Origin of the sequence: Herbaspirillum camelliae (genome assembly GCF_001929405.1) — a bacterium.
Taxonomy (GTDB): Bacteria; Pseudomonadota; Gammaproteobacteria; order Burkholderiales; family Burkholderiaceae_D; genus Herbaspirillum; species Herbaspirillum seropedicae.
In genome coordinates this window covers 4,575,700-4,592,807 of the sequence record NZ_KV880769.1, presented here as the reverse complement: position 1 = coordinate 4,592,807, position 17,108 = coordinate 4,575,700, and the positions used below count along the sequence as shown (strand labels likewise).

Here is a 17,108-nt window from a genome sequence, read left to right as displayed (position 1 = left end):
ACCAAGCGCGGCAATGCCGGAACCGCTCTCGCCAGCATTCCGGGACATCGAGGAACTTGCAGATGCCTGTGCTGCGCGGCGACCGCAACGGCGGTGCAGGGCAGGCTGCGGAACCTCACGCTGTCGGAACTTGCTGCCAATTCGAACATGCCGATCACCAAACAAAGCCAGCTGGCGCGCGCCAGCACCGGCATCTTCTTCCTGCTGGCCTTGCTGCTGTCCATCGGAGTGGCGGGCTTCTCCTATCACAGCGTGCGCGACTTCGAGCAGCGCGCCGTGTGGCTGCAGCATACCCATACCGTGATCAATGTCCTGGAAGAAACCAATTCCGCCTTGCGCGAGACCGTGGGCAACTCGCGTGGCTATGTCCTGTCGGGCAACGAAGAGTACCGCACCAGCTTTGAAGCGGGAGTACGGCACGTGCAGGCGTTGATGCAGGACCTGCGCCGGCTCATGAGCGATAACGAGCGCCAGCTCGAGCTGCTGGACAGTACCGATGAACTGGTCAGCCAGAGGCTGGCGTTGTCGCGCGAGATCCTTGATTTGAAGCCGGAGCAGGCGCGTGAACGGGTGCTCGAAGGCAAGGCCCTCAGCGACGAGATCCGCAGACGGTTTGCCGAGATGAAAGGCAATGAAAACGCCTTGCTGGCCAAGCGTTCGCAGGACACCAGCGCCAGCGCCGACCTCACCATCTTCATGGTCGTCAGCGGCAGCCTGCTCAGCATGGCCCTGCTGGTGCTGGTCTACAGCAAGCTGCGCCGCGAGATGGATCGTCGCATCGATGCGCAGCAGCGCGCCCAGGCCTATTCCGACGAGATCGAAGACCTCTACAACAACGCCCCCTGCGGCTACCACTCGGTGGACGAGAGCGACAAGAAGATCATCAAGATCAACGACACCGAATTGAAGTGGCTCGGTTATACCCGCGAACAGGTGGTGGGCCGCATGACCCATACCGACCTGCTGGCCCCGGCCAGTGCCGAGCGCTATCTGCGCGAACTGCAGCCACAGTTCATGTTGAAGCGCGAGATCAGCGGCATCGACCTCAATTACCGGCGCGCCGATGGCAGCGAATTCACCGCGCTGGTCAACGCCACTGCCGTTCCTAGCCGCGACCGCAGCAAGCTCATCAGCCGCACCGTCATCTACGACATCTCGGACCGCAAGCGCGCCGAAGAAGAGATCGAGGCCCTCAATGCCGACCTCAAGCGCCAGGCCCTGCACCTGCACAGCGTCAACAAGGAGCTGGAAAGCTTTTCCTATTCGGTCTCGCATGACCTGCGCGCACCGCTGCGCGCCATTTCCGGTTACGCCATGATCCTGGAAGAAGATTACGCCGACGCCATCGACGAGAAGGGCCGCGAGCAATTGCAGGTGATCCGCCGCAATGTGCGCAAGATGGATGAACTGATCAACGACCTGTTGAAGCTGGCCAAGTCGACCACCGGAGAACTCACGCTGGAACGTTTCTCCATGGACGATGTGGTGGGACAGGTGATTGCCGGATTGCGCCGCGAAAATCCCAATGTCCGGTTCGATGTGCCGCCTCTGGAGGGCGCGGTGGCCAATCGCGGGCTCATTACCCAGGTGTGGGAAAACCTGCTCAGCAACGCCGTCAAGTTCAGCAGCAAGAGCGAGCAGCCAGCGGTGCGCGTGAGCATGCAGGTGGAGCCGGAGGAATACATCTACGGCATCCATGACAATGGGGTCGGCTTTGACATGCGCTACGCGCACAAGCTCTTCGGCACCTTCCAGCGCCTGCACCGCCAGGAAGAGTATGCCGGCACCGGCATCGGCTTAGCGCTGGTACAGCGCATCGTGATCCGCCACACCGGCCGGGTGTGGGCGCAGAGCAAGCCCGGCGAAGGCGCCAGTTTCTACTTTTCGCTGCCGCGCAAGGGCCTCTCGCCCAGCCTGGTGGAGCGTCGCGAGGCCGGCAGCGGATCATCCACCTTCACCAATGAGGCCGCACGTCCATGAGTATTCCGCTGCGAGTGCTGTTTGTCGAAGACATGGAAGAAGACGCCTTCCTGATGGTGCGCGAACTCAAGCGCGGCGGCTTCGAGCCCGCCTGGGAGCGCGTCGACGACGAGCAGGCGCTGCTGGCCGCCTTGCAGGCCCAGCCCTGGGACATCGTTATCTCCGACTATTCCATGCCCATGTTTAGCGGCGTGGAAGCCTTGAAACTGGTCAAGGCGCACAACGACCAGACCCCCTTCATCATCGTCTCCGGCGTGATCGGCGAGCAGACGGCGGTGGAGGTCATGAAGGCCGGCGCCCAGGATTATTTCCTCAAGAGCGCCATCGGTCGCCTGCCGCACGCGGTGGACCGCGAGCTGCGCGACGCCCAGGCGCGGCGCAAGCAGCGCGCCAGCGCTCAGGCCCTGCGCGAGATGCAGGCGCGCTTCAATGCCTTCATGAATGCCGCGCCGATGCCGACCTGGATCAAGGATGCGCAGCTGCGCTACAGCTACGTCAATCCGGCGCAATCGGCCTTCTACGGCATGACTCCGGGCGACATGGATGGCCTGACCGACCTTGAACTCATGAGCAGCGGCGCGGCCGCCGCCTCGCAGGAAAATGACCGCAAGGTGCTCGATGAGAAGTGCGAACTGCACACTCAGGAAACCGTGTTCGATCACAACCACAATGCGCGCATCCTCGACGTGGTGCGTTTTCCCATCAGCGGTGAAGGCAAGGGCGACATGGTGGCCGGGCTGGCCATCGACGTCACCGAGCGCGAACAGTCGCGCCGCGACCTGGAGCTGGCCATCCAGCGCCAGCAGCTGCTCTCTTCGCGCGTCATCGAGGTGCAGGAGCGCGAGCGCCAGCACCTGGCGCGCGGCCTGCATGATGACGTCGGGCAGTCGCTCACCGCGCTGAAGATCAATCTGGAAACCATCAAGAAGATGGGCTCCCTGGAAGGGCCGTCGCTGCAGAACGGCATCGACATCGTCACCGCCGTGCTGGCCCAGGTGCGCAGCCTCTCGCTGGACCTGCGCCCGCCGCAGCTGGACAACCTGGGACTGATCGCCGCCCTGCGTTCCTATGTGGAGCAGAAGTCCAAGCTGGCCAACGTCAACGGCTGGTTCGAGAGCAGCGGTCACGACGAACAATTGCACCACGACATCGAAAACACCGCTTTTCGCATCGTGCAGGAAGCCGTCACCAATATCCTGCGCCACGCCCGCTGCCAGAACATCTGGGTCAAGATCGACCGCCAGCACGACCAGGTCTACCTGAGCATTCGCGATGACGGTAAAGGTTTCGACATCGAACGCGCGCGCAGCAACGCCATTTCCGGCACCAGCTTCGGCCTGCTCAACATGGAAGAGCGGGCCGTGCTGGTGGGCGGTTCCATGGATATCACTTCAGCGCCTGGCGCAGGGACGGAAATCGTCATGCACCTGCCGGTCGCCCCCATTGTCAGGAGGATATAAATGCTTACTCGAATCATGCTGGCCGACGACCACGCGCTGGTGCGCAGCGGTATCAAGGCATTGCTGACGGCCATGCCAGGGGTGGAGGTGGTGGGCGAGGCCTCCGACGGGGCCGAGGTCATCGAGATGATTCCCCAGCTCAAGCCCGACCTGGTGCTGCTCGATATCGCCATGAAGGGGATGAACGGTCTGGAAGCCTTGCGCCGCCTGCGCGGCGAGTATCCGACCATCCGTTTCCTGATGCTGTCCATGTATGGCAGCGAGGAATACGTGATGCAGGCCTTGAATGCCGGCGCCAATGGCTATCTGTTCAAGGATTCGGCCGCAACAGAACTGGAGAAGGCGCTCTATGAGGTCAAGCATGGCCGCCAATACCTCGATTCGCATATCTCCCGCGAGGCGCTGGACAACTACATGAAGCGCGTGGCCCAGAACGGCACGCCGGTGGAAGTGCTCACGCCGCGCCAGCGCGAAATCCTGCAATTGATTGCCGAAGGCAACAATACCAAGGAGATCGCCTACCAGTTGAACGTCAGCGCCAAGACCATCGAGACCCATCGTGCGCAACTGATGGAACGGCTGGATATCCGCGACGTGCCGGGCCTGGTGCGCTATGCCATTCGTACCGGCATTGCCACTCCGGACAAGTGACGGCAAAGTGGCTTTAGGGAAAAATCTGATTTTTTTTGAAATCGACTGTGCAATAATCCTCGGACGGGGCGGAAAGCGGCATCGGTACTAGTGTTCAAGCCAAGTGCGGTTGCCACAAAAATGTTGCAGGGCAGCGAAAGCGGGCCAGTCGTGTCGCCGCTGCAAAAACGGGGGTGGACAGGAGCACGGAACGCAATAGGGCGGCCGTAGTGGTCAGACCAATATCAATAAGTTCCGGCTTGAAATTTATCGAAGAAAGCGATCCATCCATGGATATCGAGCAATACGACATCATCCTTGTTGACGACAGCCCCGAAGTGGCCGAGCTGACGCGCCTGGCGCTGGGCAGTCGCAAGCTGGCCGACAAGCTGACCTGGTTTGCCGATGCCGAGCTGGCCGAGGAGTTCTTTTTCCAGGGCGAATACGCCCAGCGCCGCGACCTGCATCCCTACCTGATCCTGCTGGACCTGAACCTGCCGCTGATGAGCGGCCATGATTTCCTCAAGATCATCAAGTCCAATGCCGCCACCTCGCATATCCCGGTGGTGATGTTCTCGTCCTCGGACGACCAGCGCGACATCAACCAGAGCTATGAGCTGGGCGCCAATGGTTACGTGGTCAAGTCCACCGATCCCAAGGAATTCATGGGGACCGTGGTCGATACCGGCATCTACTGGCGCAATCGCAACCGTCCGGCGCGCAACGAAGAGGGCGCGGGGGCGTGAGTGCAGCACCAGCACAGCCTTGAGCTGTGCTGCGGTATCTGCAAATACCCGCAGCTATCCGCAACTATGTGCAACTATCCGCAAGCAGCACAAAAACAGAAGCGCGGCCCGGGCCGCGCTTTTTTTCGTCCATCTGCCGGTGGGCCGCTGGGCCGCAGTGATGTCAGCCGGGAAACTGCCGCAATCCTTCCAGGTCGTTGATGGTGATGCTGCCGTAGTCGACCTTGAGCAGACCGGCCTTTTCCAGCACCTGCAAGGCCTGGTTGGCGCGCTGGCGCGAGGTGCCGGAAAGATTGCCGACTTCTTCCTGCGAAATCTGCAGGTTCAGCCCGATGCCCGGATTGAGGTAGGGATTGAAGAGCGCCGCCAGGCAACGCGCCACCCGCGCATCCGGCTCCAGCATGCGGTCGTATTCCACCAGCGAGATGAACAGGGCCAGGCGCTCGTTCAATTGCGTGACCAGGAAGCGGTTGAAGGGGATGCTGTTGTCCAGTAGCCAGATGTAGGTCGCCTTGGGCATGTAGAGCAGTTCACTCTCGCGCAGCGCCACCACGTCATACTTGCGCGGTTCGTCCTTGAGCAGCGAGCCTTCGCCCAGCCAGCCGCCGTTGGCCATGCCGGCGAAGGAAACGGTCTTGCCTTCGGGAGAGACGCTGCTCATCTTCAGCAATCCCTCGTGCACGCCGATCCAATGCGTGACCGCATCGCCCTTGCGGCAGACATAGCCGCCGGCGGGAATCTTGCGGCTGACCACTTCCGTCTCGACCCGCGCCAGTTGCTCCTCGGTCAGTGCCTGCGCCCAGATGCTCTTGGCGAGCATGCGTCGTATTGATGTCTCCATGATGATGCGTCGCAATATCGAAAGTTTTGTCAATTGTCGGTGAGATGACATCTACTGGCAATAACAGTCTCTACTATCATCGCAAAAAAGGGCTGGATAAAAACCCAGACCCACTACAGAGACAGGACAGCTGGCATGCCCGACATAATGACTGCCGCAGTAAGAGCAGCGTAAGCCTGGCAGCACAGACTGATCCGACACCGGGTTCGTTTCCTCACGCAAGAGAGTGAATGAGACGGATCTTTCGAACCTGCACAAGAAGGTGGGAAGATGGTGGAGACGAGACAAGACAAGCAGGCCGCGACCTTTCCGCGGCTGTTGCTGGCGCATGCCCGGCAACGTCCCGAGCGGGCCGCCTTCCGCGAGAAGGACCTGGGCATCTGGCAGACCACGAGCTGGCGCCAGGTGGCCGAGGAAGTCCGCAGCTTTGCCTGCGGCCTGGCGGCCCTAGGCTTCAGGCGCGGCATGAGCCTGGCCATCATCGGCAACAACTGTCCACGCCTGTACTGGGCCATGAGCGCCGCGCAGGCCCTGGGCGGCATGCCCGTGCCGTTGTACCAGGACGCCCCGGCGGCCGACATGGCCTATGTGCTCGCCGACGCCAACGTCGACTTCGTCATGGCCGAAGACCAGGAGCAGGTCGACAAGGTCTTCGAGATCAAGGAAAGCCTGCCGCGCATTGCCCACGTCATCTACGACGACGAGCGCGGCATGCGCAACTACCATCAGCCCGAGCTGCTCTCCTTTGCCCGCGTGCAGGAACTGGGCCGGGCCTACGAGCGCGCGCATCCGGATTTCTTCGACCAGGAAATCGCCGCCGGCTCGCCCGACGACGTGGCCATCATTCTCTATACCTCCGGCACCACCGGCAAGCCCAAGGGCGTGTGCCATTCGCACCGCGCGATGATCACCACGGCCACCACGCTGGTGGAGTTCGATCATCTCGATGAGAACGACGACATCCTCTGCTACCTGCCGCTGGCCTGGGTGGGCGACTTCCTGTATTCGTTCGCGCAGCAGCATGTGGCCGGCTTCTGCCTGAACTGCCCGGAGTCGCCCAACACAGTGATGACGGACCTGCGCGAGATCGGCCCGACCTATTACTTCGCGCCGCCACGCGTCTACGAAAACATTCTCACGCAAGTGATGATCCGCATCGAGGACGCCGGCTGGCTCAAGCGCAAGATGTTCCATGGTTTCATGAAGGTGGCGCGCCGGGTCGGCATGCGCATCCTCGATGGCAAGCCGGGCGTGTCGCTGGTGGATCGTCTGCAATACGCCATCGGCGACCTGCTGGTTTATGGACCGCTGAAGAACGTGCTGGGCATGTCGCGCCTGCGCGTGGCCTATACCGGCGGCGAGGCCATCGGGCCGGACCTGTTCGACTTCTATCGTTCGCTGGGCATCAACCTCAAGCAGCTCTATGGTATGACCGAGACCTGCGTGACGGTCTGCATGCAGCCCTCCGGTGACGTCAAGCTCGATAGCGTGGGGCGGCCGATGAAGGGCGTGGAAGTGCGCATCGACGACAACGGCGAAGTGCTGGTGCGCTCGCCCGGACTGATGAAGGAATATTTCAAGCGACCCGACGCCACCGCCGAGGCCATCGATGCCAACGGCTACTTCCATACCGGCGACGCCGGTTTCTTCGACAGCGATGGTCACCTGAAGATCATCGACCGCGCCAAGGATGTCGGCAAGATGGCCAGCGGCAGCATGTTCGCGCCCAAGTACATCGAGAACAAGCTCAAGTTCTTCCCCTTCATCAAGGAAGCCGTGACCTTCGGCAATGGTCGCGAGCAGTGCATGGCCTTCATCAACATCGACATGGATGCGGTGGGCAACTGGGCCGAACGGCGCAACCTGGCCTATAGCGGCTATACCGACCTGGCCGCCAATCCCGCCGTCTATGCGCTGCTGCGCGAATGCGTGGAAAAGGTCAACGCCGACCTGGCCGCCGATCCGCTGCTGGCCGATTCGCAGATCCATCGCTTCCTGATCCTGCACAAGGAGCTCGATCCCGACGATGAAGAGCTGACCCGCACCCGCAAGGTCCGGCGCGGTTTCATCGCCGAGAAGTACGCGGTGCTCATCGAGGCGCTCTACGCCGGGCACACATCGCAGTACATCGAGACCCAGGTCAAGTTCGAGGATGGCCGCCACGGCATGATCTCGGCCGACCTGAAGATCGCCGAGGCCAAGACCTTCAAGACGCTGCAAAGCGCCGCCTGAGCAGCACGCAGTCCCATCCCGGACGCACTACTGAGCGCCCGGCCAGCAGCGTAGCCCGACCAGACCATCGCTGAATGAACACGACCATGAAACGACACCTGTCTTCCGAAATCCTGCCCTCGGGCCTGCCGCCCGTGGCCAGTCCCGATGACCAGGCGCCTGCGGTGGCCGCCAATGGCCGCCGCATCGGCGAGGTCATCCTGGACCTGCAGAACATCTCGCTGTCCTTCGGCGGCGTGAAGGCCTTGACCGATATCTCCTTCGACGTGCGCGAACACGAGATCCGCGCCATCATCGGCCCCAATGGCGCCGGCAAGAGCTCGATGATCAACGTCATCAACGGCGTCTACCATCCGCAGAAAGGACGCATCTTCTATCGCGGCCAGCCGCGCGCGGGCATGCATCCCAGCGCCATCGCCCGCCAGGGCATCGCGCGTACTTTCCAGAACATCGCGCTCTTCAAGGGCATGACGGTGTTGGACAACATCATGACCGGGCGCAATACCAAGATGCGCTCGGGCCTGCTGTCCAATGCGATGTGGTGGGGTGCAGCCCGCAACGAAGAGATCGAGCACCGCCGCAAGGTGGAGCAGGTGATCGACTTCCTGGAGATCCAGCACATCCGCAAGACCCCTGTGGGACGCTTGCCCTACGGCCTGCAGAAGCGCGTGGAGCTGGCGCGGGCGCTGGCGGCCGAACCGCACATGCTGCTGCTGGACGAACCCATGGCCGGCATGAACGTGGAAGAAAAGCAGGACATGTGCCGCTTCATCCTCGACGTCAATGACCAGTTCGGCACTACCATCGTGCTGATCGAACATGACATGGGCGTGGTCATGGATATCTCGGACCGCGTGGTGGTGCTGGACTACGGCAAGAAGATCGGCGACGGCACGCCCGACGAGGTCATGGCCAATGAGGATGTGATCAAGGCTTACCTTGGGACTTCCCACTGAAGGCGGCCCGCTTCGGAAAAGCAACAACAATATAAAAAATAAAAACGATATGGACATGGCAGGCAAGGAGACGACATGCAATTCTTCCTCGAAGTCACCCTGAGCGGCTTGCTCTCGGGGCTGATGTATTCCCTGGTGGCGCTGGGCTTCGTGCTGATCTACAAGGCCTCGGGCGTGTTCAATTTCGCCCAGGGTGCGATGGTGTATTTCGCCGCCCTGGCGGTGGTGGGGCTGATGGAAAAGGGCATGCCGATGTGGGCCGCCATCATCGGGGCCTTCGTAGTGATGATCCTGGTGGGCCTGGCCACGGAGCGCTTCGTGCTGCGCAAGCTGGTGAACCAGCCGCCGATCACGCTCTTCATGGCCACCATCGGCCTGACCTTTTTCCTGGAAGGCCTGGGCCCCTTGCTGTTCGGCAGCGAGGTGCGGCCTATCGACCTGGGCATTGTCGATGAACCGATCCAGTCGGTGATGGACAGCATCGGGATCGGTCTTTCCAAGTTCGACCTCTTTGCCTCCGGCATGGTGGTGGCGCTGGTGGCGGCGCTGGCGCTGTTCTTCCAGAAGACCAAAGTGGGCCGCGCCTTGCGTGCGGTGGCCGACGATCATCAGGCGGCGCTGTCGCTGGGCATTCCGCTGCAGCACATCTGGGCCGTGGTGTGGGGCGTGGCCGGGTTCGTGGCGCTGATTGCCGGACTGCTGTGGGGCTCGCGCAATGGCGTGCAGTTCGCGCTGACCATGACGGCGCTGAAGGCCTTGCCGGTGCTGATCCTGGGCGGCTTTACGTCGATTCCCGGAGCGATCGTGGGTGGGCTCATCATCGGCGCCTCCGAGAAGCTGGCCGAGATCTACATTCCGCCGGTGATGCAGGACGCCTTCGGCGGCAACTTCGGCGGCATCGAGGGCTGGTTCCCGTATGTGTTTGCGCTGCTGTTCCTGCTGGTGCGGCCGGAGGGACTGTTTGGCGAGCGGCATATTGACCGTGTATGAAGAGGCGCTGCTTTCAACGTTGGAAATATGGATGGGTTGGTTGGAACAGATGATGCCCAGACAACCGTTCGTCCTGAGTAGCGGCAGAGCCGCGTATCGAAGGCGCGCAGACGGTTGTGTGGGCGACGAGCGCAGGAGAGTCTTCGATACGGCCCTGACGGACCTACTCAGTCCGAACGGTATGAGATGGATCAGGCAAGTGCAGGGACAGGAACAAGGAGAACGCAATGCTGTACCGTGAAGCAGGACAATTCAAGACAAGCTACATCGCCGACAGCCAGATCTTCCCGATCCGCCAGGATCGCATCATCTTTACGCTGTTCATGGTGTTCGCCTTCGTGGGCGTGCCCTTGCTGGGCAGCGAATACTGGTTCTCGGCCATCCTGGTGCCCTTCCTGGTATTTGCCCTGGCCGCCCTCGGCCTGAACGTACTGACCGGTTACGCTGGCCAGCTCTCGCTGGGCTCGGCGGCCTTCATGGCGGTGGGCGCCTATGCAGCCTACAACTTCCAGTTACGCGTGGAGGGCATTCCCATCGTCGCCACGCTGCTGCTCTCGGGTGGCTGCGCGGCGCTGGTGGGTGTGCTGTTCGGGCTGCCGTCGCTGCGCATCAAGGGCTTCTATCTGGCCGTGGCCACGCTGGCGGCGCAGTTCTTCGTGGTGTGGGCGCTGACCAAGTTTCCCTGGTTCTCCAACAATTCTTCCTCGGGCGTGATCAGCACACCCAAGATCGATTTCTTCGGCATCGCCATCGATACCCCGGTGCGCAAGTATCTCTTCGTGCTGGCCGTGGTGAGCGTACTGGCGCTGGTGGCCAAGAACCTGGTGCGTTCCAGCACCGGACGCGCCTGGATGGCCGTGCGCGACATGGACGTGGCCGCTGAAGTGATCGGCATCCCCTTGATGCGCACCAAGCTGACCGCCTTTGCGGTGAGCTCCTTCTACTGCGGCGTGGCCGGCGCACTGTATGCCTTCTGCTACCTGGGGTCGGTGGAGCCGGACGGCTTCTCGCTGGACCTGTCCTTCCGCATCCTGTTCATGATCATCATCGGCGGTGTGGGCAGCATCCTCGGTTCCTTCCTGGGCTCGGCCTTCATCCTGCTGCTGCCGATCTTCCTCGACAACGCGCTGCCGCCGCTGGCAGCGCTCTTGCACCTGCCTTTCACCAATGCCACCGTGTCGCACATCCAGATGATGGTGTTTGGCGCGCTGATCATCTTCTTCCTGATCGCCGAGCCGCACGGACTGGCGCGACTGTGGCAGATCGCCAAGGAAAAACTGCGCCTGTGGCCGTTCCCGCACTGAGCGCCGCAGCAAGCAAGGAGCTAGGAGGAGGCCGGAGCATCGGCGTCCGATAAAAGTCGGCAACGACAACATAAAGGAGACGAGACCATGAAGAGCATCAAGCATCTGCGGCAGTTGCTATTGGCCACCGCCTGCGCCGCCAGCCTGCTGTCGGCGGCGACCCCGGCGCTGGCGCAGGCCAGCGACCAGTTCATCGCCATCCCCAGCTACCGGGTCGGACCTTACGGCACCAACGGCCAGTCGTATTACGGCGGTTACGTCGATTACCTCAACTACGTCAACATCAAGGAAGGCGGCGTCAATGGCGTCAAGCTGTCCTGGGAAGAATGCGAGACCGAGTACAACAACGCCAAGGGCGTGGAGTGCTACGAGCGCATGAAGAACAAGAACCCGGTCACCCACGGTACCGCCATCAACCCCATGGCCACCGGCATCTCCTATGCCTTGATCGACAAGACCGCCGAAGACAAGGTGCCGCTGGTGATGATCGGCTATGGCCGTACCGATGCGGTGGATGGTTCGGTGTTCCCGTATGCCTTCCCGCTGGTGACGACCTACCAGATGCAGGTCTCGGCCATCGTCAAGTACCTGGCCGGCAAGAACAATGGCTCGCTGGCGGGCAAGAAGATCGTCTTCCTCTATCACGACTCGGCCTATGGCAAGGAACCCATCGTGGCGCTGCAGGCGGAATCCTCCATCGGCAAGTTCAAGCTGGTGGAAATCCCGGTGGCGCACCCTGGCAACGAGCAGGGCGCGCAGTGGCTGCGCATCCGCCAGGAGAATCCGGACTACGTGATCTTCTGGGGCTGGGGCGTGATGAACCAGACCGCGCTGAAGGCGGCGCAGAAGGTCGGCTATGCGCGTGACAAGATCGTCGGTTCCTGGTGGGCCGGTTCGGAAGAAGACACCATCCCTGCTGGTGAAGCCGCCAAGGGCTACCTGTCGGCTACCTGGAACGTGGCCGGCAAGGATGTGCCGGTGATCGCCGACATCGACAAGGTGGTCTATGGTGCGGGCAAGGGCAACATGCAGGACAAGAACAAGCTCGGTTCCATCCTCTACAACCGTGGCGTCTCGGCGGCCATCGCCACCGTGGAAGCGGTGCGCACAGCCCAGGGCAAATATGGCAAGGGCAAGGTCATGAGCGGCGAGCAGGTGCGCTGGGGCTTTGAAAACCTCAACATCACCGATGCGCGCCTCAAGGCCCTGGGCGCGACCGGCCTGCTGCCGGAGATCAAGACTTCCTGCGACAACCATGAAGGTTCCGGCAAGGTCAAGATCCAGCAATGGGATGGCAGCAAGTGGGTGCTGGTATCGGACTGGATCGAGGGCAACAAGAACCTGATCCACCCGCTCTTCAAGGCGTCTGCGGCGAAATACGCAAAAGAAAAAGGCATCACTCCTGCCTGCATGAAGTAGGCGCTTGCGCCGGCGGCTCTGCTCGTCTCCCACGGCCGCCGGTGCTTTTTTGGGAATGCGAATGACCATGAATGCCACACCGATCCAGACCAGTGCTGCTGTCCCTTCCGCTGCCCCGGCAACGGTGGCCAAGGCGCTGGCCATCAACAACATCGAAGTGATCTATGACCACGTGATCCTGGTCTTGAAGGGCGTCTCGCTGGACGTGCCCGAGGGCAAGATCGTGGCGCTCCTGGGCGCCAATGGCGCGGGCAAGAGCACGACCTTGAAGGCCATCTCCAACCTGCTGCACGCCGAGCGCGGCGACGTGACCAAGGGCAGCATCGAGTTCCGCGGCGAGCGCGTGGACCGCATGACGCCCAATGACCTGGTCAAGCGCGGCGTGATCCAGGTGATGGAGGGGCGGCATTGCTTCGGCCATCTGACCGTCGAAGAAAACCTGCTCACCGGCGCCTACACGCGCGGCATCAGCAACGCAGAGGTGAAGCACGAACTGGAAAAGATCTACGATTATTTCCCGCGCCTGAAGGTGCGCCGCAAGTCGCAGTCCGGCTATACCTCGGGCGGGGAACAGCAGATGACGGCCATCGGCCGCGCCATGATGGCCAAGCCGTCCATGATCCTGCTGGATGAACCCTCGATGGGCCTGGCCCCGCAGATCGTCGAAGAGATCTTCGAGATCGTCAAGGACCTGAACAGCAAGGAAAAGGTCTCCTTCCTGCTGGCCGAGCAGAACACCATGGTGGCGCTGCGCTATGCCGACTTCGGCTACATCCTCGAAAACGGGCGTGTGGTGATGGAAGGTGCAGCCAGCGAACTGGCCGATAACGAAGACGTCAAGGAGTTCTACCTCGGCGTCTCCGGGGCTGGCCGCAAGAACTTCCGCGACATGAAGTTCTACCGCCGCCGCAAGCGCTGGCTGGCGTAAGGGGAGGGCGACATGTCCGATCCCAGACAGGTAGCGGCTGAACTGGATGCGCTGGAGCGGCGCGATCCACAACAGCGTGAAGAACAGTTGATGCACGCGCTGCCGCAACTGCTGGCGCGCGCGCAAAGCGCTGCGGGCTGGGCGCGCATCCTTGGGGGTGTCGATGCGGCGGCTATCAGCTCGCGTGCGGCCCTGGCGCAGTTGCCGGTCACGCGCAAGTCCGACCTGAAGGAACTGCAGACCCGCGAGCGTCCCTTCGGCGGCTTGAATGCCACGCCCACGCGGCAGTTGCGGCGGCTCTTCGTCTCGCCCGGCCCGATCTTCGATCCGGAAGGCCACGGCGCTGACTGGTGGCGCTTTGCCAGTCCGATGAAGGCGCTGGGACTGCAGGCCGGACACATCCTGCAGAACTGCTTTGCCTATCACTTCACGCCGGCGGCCTTCATGGTCGAGGGCGCGGCGGCCCGGCTGGGCTGCGCGGTGATTCCGGCCGGCATCGGCCAGACCGAATTGCAGGTCAATGCGATGGCGGCCCTCAAGCCCGATGCCTACGTGGGCACACCCTCGTTCCTGAAGATCATCATCGAGAAGGCGCAGGAAATGGGCGCGGATATCACCAGCGTGCAGCGCGCCCTGGTCAGCGCCGAGGCGCTGCCGCCGTCGCTGCGCAACTGGTTCCATGAACATGGCGTGCCGCAGGTGCTGCAGCTCTATGCCTCCGCCGATATCGGCAACATCGCCTATGAGACCATGAGCGAAGGCGCGGTGCATCCGGGGATGGTGCTGGACGAAGCGCTGATCCTGGAAATCGTGCGGCCTGGCACTGGCGACCCGGTGGCCGAAGGCGAAGTGGGCGAGGTGGTGGTGACGTCCTTCAATCCCGACTATCCGCTGATCCGCTTCGGCACTGGCGACCTGTCGGCGGTGGTGCCGGGCGTCTCTCCCTGCGGGCGCACCAATACCCGCATCAAGGGCTGGATGGGACGCGCCGACCAGACCACCAAGGTGCGCGGCATGTTCGTGCATCCTTCGCAGGTGGCCGACGTGCTGCGGCGGCATGCCGATGTCTTGCGGGCGCGGCTGGTGGTCTCCGGCGAGATGGCCAATGACATCATGACCCTGCATTGCGAAGTGGGTGATCCGGAAAATCCCGCCATCGACGTGGGCGCGCTGGCTGGCAGCCTGCGCGAGGTGACCAAGCTGCGGGGCGATGTGTTGCTGGTGGCTCCGGGTAGCTTGCCCAATGACGGAAAGGTCATCGAAGATGCGCGCAAGTACGAATAGCCATGCCGTCGACATCGCTTGTACCACCCACACCCGTTCGGACTGAGTAGCGGCGCTGCCGCGTATCGAAGGCGCTGCGGCGGTTGCGCCTCATGTGCGCCTTCGATACGGCCCTGGCGGGCCTACTCAGTCCGAACGGTAGGTGGTTGAGCGGAAAATGGCGGGTAGATGAATATCGAGGTTGGGAATCAGGCTTTCAAGGCGATTTGCGCTTGTGAATGTGAAGCTTCGCGCATAAAATCGGAAACGGAACATCAGTTCCAACGTCGCTCGGACGGTTCCGGGCGCTTACGTGAAAGACCTCCATGACGCAATCCGCCGATTCGCGCGATCCCTCGCGCACGCCTGACGCTTCCGCTGTTTCTTCTTCCCCCGCCGTTTCTCCCGACGCCTTTCCGGTCAGCTTCCCGCGCATCGAACGCCTGCCGCCCTACGTCTTCAATATCACCGCCGAACTGAAGATGGCGGCTCGCCGTCGCGGCGAGGACATCATCGACATGTCCATGGGCAACCCCGATGGCCCCACGCCGCCGCATATCGTCGAGAAACTGGTGGAAGTGGCGCAGCGCCCCGATACCCACGGTTATTCCTCCTCCAAGGGCATTCCGCGCCTGCGCCGCGCCATCGCGCACTGGTACCGCAGTCGCTACGAGGTTGATTTCGATCCCGACGGCGAAGCCATCGTCACCATCGGCTCCAAGGAAGGCCTGGCGCACCTGATGCTGGCCACGCTCGACAAGGGCGACACCGTGCTGGTGCCCAATCCCAGCTATCCCATCCACATCTATGGCGCGGTCATCGCCGGCGCCAATATTCGCTCGGTGCGCATGAGCCCGGGCGTGGACTTCTTCGACGAGCTGGAACGCGCCGTGCGCGAGAGCTACCCCAAGCCCAAGATGATGATCCTGGGCTTCCCCTCCAACCCGACCGCGCAATGCGTGGAGCTGGAGTTCTTCGAGCGGGTCGTCAAGCTGGCGCGCGAACACCAGATCCTGGTGGTGCATGACCTGGCCTACGCCGACATCACCTTCGATGGCTGGAAAGCCCCGTCCATCATGCAGGTGCCGGGCGCGCGCGAGGTCGCGGTGGAATTCTTCACGCTCTCCAAGAGCTACAACATGGCCGGCTGGCGGATCGGCTTCATGGTCGGCAATGCGCGGTTGGTGGCGGCGCTGGCGCGCATCAAGAGCTATCACGACTATGGCAGCTTCACGCCGGTGCAGGTGGCGGCCATTGCGGCGCTGGAGGGCGACCAGTCTTGCGTGGAAGAGATCCGCGCCAATTACGAAAGACGGCGCAATGTCCTGGTCAAGGGCCTGCACGAGGCGGGCTGGATGGTCGATGTGCCCAAAGCGTCCATGTACATCTGGGCGCGCATTCCCGAACCCTATCGCCAGTTCGGCTCGCTGGAGTTCGCCCGCATCCTGCTGGAACAGGCCAAGGTCTGCGTCTCGCCCGGCATCGGTTTTGGCGAATACGGCGACGAGTACGTGCGCTTTGCCCTCATCGAGAATGAGTCGCGCATCCGCCAGGCCATCCGCGGCATCAAGGCCATGTTCAAGAGCGCCAAGGGAGGCTGAGCGCGCTGTGACCCGCCTGCGCAGCCTGGAACTGTGCAGGCGTGGGCGTAGTCTGACTCGTACCTTCACCCGATGATTTTCTTAGATGATGAAAAAAATAATACTCGCCAGTCTCGTAGCGCTCAGTGCTGCAGCGGCCCTCGCTCCCGTTGCTCAGGCGCAAGTGTCGGTCAACATCAACATCGGCGCACCGCCGCCGCCGCGCGCTGAACCGCTGCCGCCGCCACGCCATGGTTTCGTCTGGGTGCCGGGCTACTGGGACTGGGACGGTTATCGTCATTTCTGGCGCGAAGGCCAGTGGGTGCGCGAGCGCCCCGGTTACGTCTATTCCCAGCCGGTCTGGCGTCAGGGTCCGCATGGCTGGGAGCTGGATCGCGGCGGCTGGCGCGGTGGTCCGCCACCGGGGCGCGGGCCGCATCATGAGGACTGGGATGACCATGGTCCAGGGCCAGGCCCGGGCCCGGGTCGCGATTGTCCGCCAGGCCATGCACGCAAGGGTGAGTGCTGATCTTCCTGCGCTGATCTGATTTATCCGATCCAGCAAGAACGGCCGCGACGTCGATGACGTGGCGGCCGTTTCTTCATGGCGGCATGGGGAGCGTCAGGTCTTGTCCATCAGGGCGGAGATGGCGAAGGAAACGATGCCTGCCGTGATGCAGAACACCGCCAGCCGGTAATGCGGGACGAACTTGAGCACGAACGGCATCAGGAAGTACAGGACGACGGCGATCAGGATGCTGGTGATGAGTCTTTTCATT

15 protein-coding genes are annotated in these 17,108 nt (G+C 62.3%); 13 read left to right on the top strand and 2 right to left on the bottom strand.

Translation table 11 applies throughout. The features are described 5' to 3' along the window. The first annotated feature begins 147 nt into the window (after positions 1-147). The 4 genes from BGK68_RS20500 (at position 148) to BGK68_RS20485 (ending at position 4,816) form a co-directional block, all read left to right on the top strand. Positions 148-1,980, top strand: coding sequence for a sensor histidine kinase (locus BGK68_RS20500; RefSeq protein ID WP_075259924.1), 1,833 nt, complete (start codon positions 148-150; stop codon positions 1,978-1,980). Beyond that, entirely contained in the window at positions 1,977-3,440 is a 1,464-nt protein-coding gene (locus BGK68_RS20495) for a hybrid sensor histidine kinase/response regulator (protein WP_075258600.1), read from the top strand. Before BGK68_RS20500 ends, BGK68_RS20495 begins: the two co-directional genes overlap by 4 nt. Further along, the gene (locus BGK68_RS20490; protein WP_008329401.1) at positions 3,441-4,091 is read left to right on the top strand and encodes a response regulator; all 651 of its coding nucleotides are present in this window, start codon (positions 3,441-3,443) and stop codon (positions 4,089-4,091) included. Between the two features lie 269 nt (positions 4,092-4,360). Next, positions 4,361-4,816 carry a response regulator gene (locus tag BGK68_RS20485; RefSeq protein ID WP_075258599.1) on the top strand — a complete coding sequence of 152 codons (456 nt, stop codon included), beginning with the start codon at positions 4,361-4,363 and terminating at the stop codon, positions 4,814-4,816. 163 nt (positions 4,817-4,979) lie between these two features. On the opposite strand, the gene BGK68_RS20480 is transcribed toward BGK68_RS20485, so the two are convergent. Next, positions 4,980-5,636, bottom strand: coding sequence for a Crp/Fnr family transcriptional regulator (locus BGK68_RS20480; protein WP_231944313.1), 657 nt, complete (start codon positions 5,634-5,636; stop codon positions 4,980-4,982). Positions 5,637-5,927: 291 nt separating this feature from the next. Here BGK68_RS20480 and BGK68_RS20475 point away from each other — a divergent pair, with 291 nt between their 5' ends. From BGK68_RS20475 to BGK68_RS20430, 9 genes are all read left to right on the top strand, one after another. Then, positions 5,928-7,889, top strand: coding sequence for an AMP-dependent synthetase/ligase (locus BGK68_RS20475; protein ID WP_075258598.1), 1,962 nt, complete (start codon positions 5,928-5,930; stop codon positions 7,887-7,889). A gap of 74 nt (positions 7,890-7,963) precedes the next feature. After that, on the top strand, positions 7,964-8,845 hold the full coding sequence (locus BGK68_RS20470; protein WP_075258597.1) for an ABC transporter ATP-binding protein: 882 nt from the start codon (positions 7,964-7,966) through the stop codon (positions 8,843-8,845). Between the two features lie 75 nt (positions 8,846-8,920). After that, positions 8,921-9,835, top strand: a complete 915-nt coding sequence (locus BGK68_RS20465; protein ID WP_075258596.1) for a branched-chain amino acid ABC transporter permease — start codon at positions 8,921-8,923, stop codon at positions 9,833-9,835. Between the two features lie 227 nt (positions 9,836-10,062). Next, positions 10,063-11,139 (top strand): branched-chain amino acid ABC transporter permease, encoded by a 1,077-nt coding sequence (locus tag BGK68_RS20455; protein WP_075258594.1) that lies wholly within the window; start codon positions 10,063-10,065, stop codon positions 11,137-11,139. Positions 11,140-11,226: 87 nt separating this feature from the next. Next, the gene (locus BGK68_RS20450; protein ID WP_198937238.1) at positions 11,227-12,558 is read left to right on the top strand and encodes an ABC transporter substrate-binding protein; all 1,332 of its coding nucleotides are present in this window, start codon (positions 11,227-11,229) and stop codon (positions 12,556-12,558) included. Positions 12,559-12,625: 67 nt separating this feature from the next. Further along, complete coding sequence (locus BGK68_RS20445) at positions 12,626-13,486, top strand: ABC transporter ATP-binding protein (RefSeq protein ID WP_085943924.1); 861 nt, start codon at positions 12,626-12,628, stop codon at positions 13,484-13,486. A gap of 12 nt (positions 13,487-13,498) precedes the next feature. Continuing rightward, positions 13,499-14,770, top strand: a complete 1,272-nt coding sequence (locus BGK68_RS20440) for a phenylacetate--CoA ligase family protein (protein WP_075258593.1) — start codon at positions 13,499-13,501, stop codon at positions 14,768-14,770. Positions 14,771-15,075: 305 nt separating this feature from the next. Next, a complete protein-coding gene (gene alaC / locus BGK68_RS20435) occupies positions 15,076-16,350 on the top strand; it encodes an alanine transaminase (RefSeq protein WP_075258592.1) in 1,275 nt (424 codons plus the stop codon). A gap of 88 nt (positions 16,351-16,438) precedes the next feature. Further along, positions 16,439-16,858: a hypothetical protein gene (locus BGK68_RS20430; RefSeq protein WP_407645733.1), complete on the top strand. Its 420-nt coding sequence runs from the start codon at positions 16,439-16,441 to the stop codon at positions 16,856-16,858. 93 nt (positions 16,859-16,951) lie between these two features. Here BGK68_RS20430 and BGK68_RS28075 read toward each other — a convergent pair whose 3' ends face one another. Then, entirely contained in the window at positions 16,952-17,107 is a 156-nt protein-coding gene (locus BGK68_RS28075; protein ID WP_198937237.1) for a hypothetical protein, read from the bottom strand. Position 17,108 lies beyond the last annotated feature (1 nt).

What these genes read in the sequence shown, in the direction of transcription:
- BGK68_RS20500 (WP_075259924.1), top strand. Translation starts at nt 148, where the DNA reads ATGCCGATCACCAAACAAAGCCAGCTGGCGCGCGCCAGCACCGGCATC.
- BGK68_RS20495 (WP_075258600.1), top strand. Translation starts at nt 1,977, where the DNA reads ATGAGTATTCCGCTGCGAGTGCTGTTTGTCGAAGACATGGAAGAAGAC.
- BGK68_RS20490 (WP_008329401.1), top strand. Translation starts at nt 3,441, where the DNA reads ATGCTTACTCGAATCATGCTGGCCGACGACCACGCGCTGGTGCGCAGC.
- BGK68_RS20485 (WP_075258599.1), top strand. Translation starts at nt 4,361, where the DNA reads ATGGATATCGAGCAATACGACATCATCCTTGTTGACGACAGCCCCGAA.
- BGK68_RS20480 (WP_231944313.1), bottom strand. Translation starts at nt 5,636, where the DNA reads ATGCTCGCCAAGAGCATCTGGGCGCAGGCACTGACCGAGGAGCAACTG.
- BGK68_RS20475 (WP_075258598.1), top strand. Translation starts at nt 5,928, where the DNA reads ATGGTGGAGACGAGACAAGACAAGCAGGCCGCGACCTTTCCGCGGCTG.
- BGK68_RS20470 (WP_075258597.1), top strand. Translation starts at nt 7,964, where the DNA reads ATGAACACGACCATGAAACGACACCTGTCTTCCGAAATCCTGCCCTCG.
- BGK68_RS20465 (WP_075258596.1), top strand. Translation starts at nt 8,921, where the DNA reads ATGCAATTCTTCCTCGAAGTCACCCTGAGCGGCTTGCTCTCGGGGCTG.
- BGK68_RS20455 (WP_075258594.1), top strand. Translation starts at nt 10,063, where the DNA reads ATGCTGTACCGTGAAGCAGGACAATTCAAGACAAGCTACATCGCCGAC.
- BGK68_RS20450 (WP_198937238.1), top strand. Translation starts at nt 11,227, where the DNA reads ATGAAGAGCATCAAGCATCTGCGGCAGTTGCTATTGGCCACCGCCTGC.
- BGK68_RS20445 (WP_085943924.1), top strand. Translation starts at nt 12,626, where the DNA reads ATGAATGCCACACCGATCCAGACCAGTGCTGCTGTCCCTTCCGCTGCC.
- BGK68_RS20440 (WP_075258593.1), top strand. Translation starts at nt 13,499, where the DNA reads ATGTCCGATCCCAGACAGGTAGCGGCTGAACTGGATGCGCTGGAGCGG.
- alaC (WP_075258592.1), top strand. Translation starts at nt 15,076, where the DNA reads ATGACGCAATCCGCCGATTCGCGCGATCCCTCGCGCACGCCTGACGCT.
- BGK68_RS20430 (WP_407645733.1), top strand. Translation starts at nt 16,439, where the DNA reads ATGAAAAAAATAATACTCGCCAGTCTCGTAGCGCTCAGTGCTGCAGCG.
- BGK68_RS28075 (WP_198937237.1), bottom strand. Translation starts at nt 17,107, where the DNA reads ATGAAAAGACTCATCACCAGCATCCTGATCGCCGTCGTCCTGTACTTC.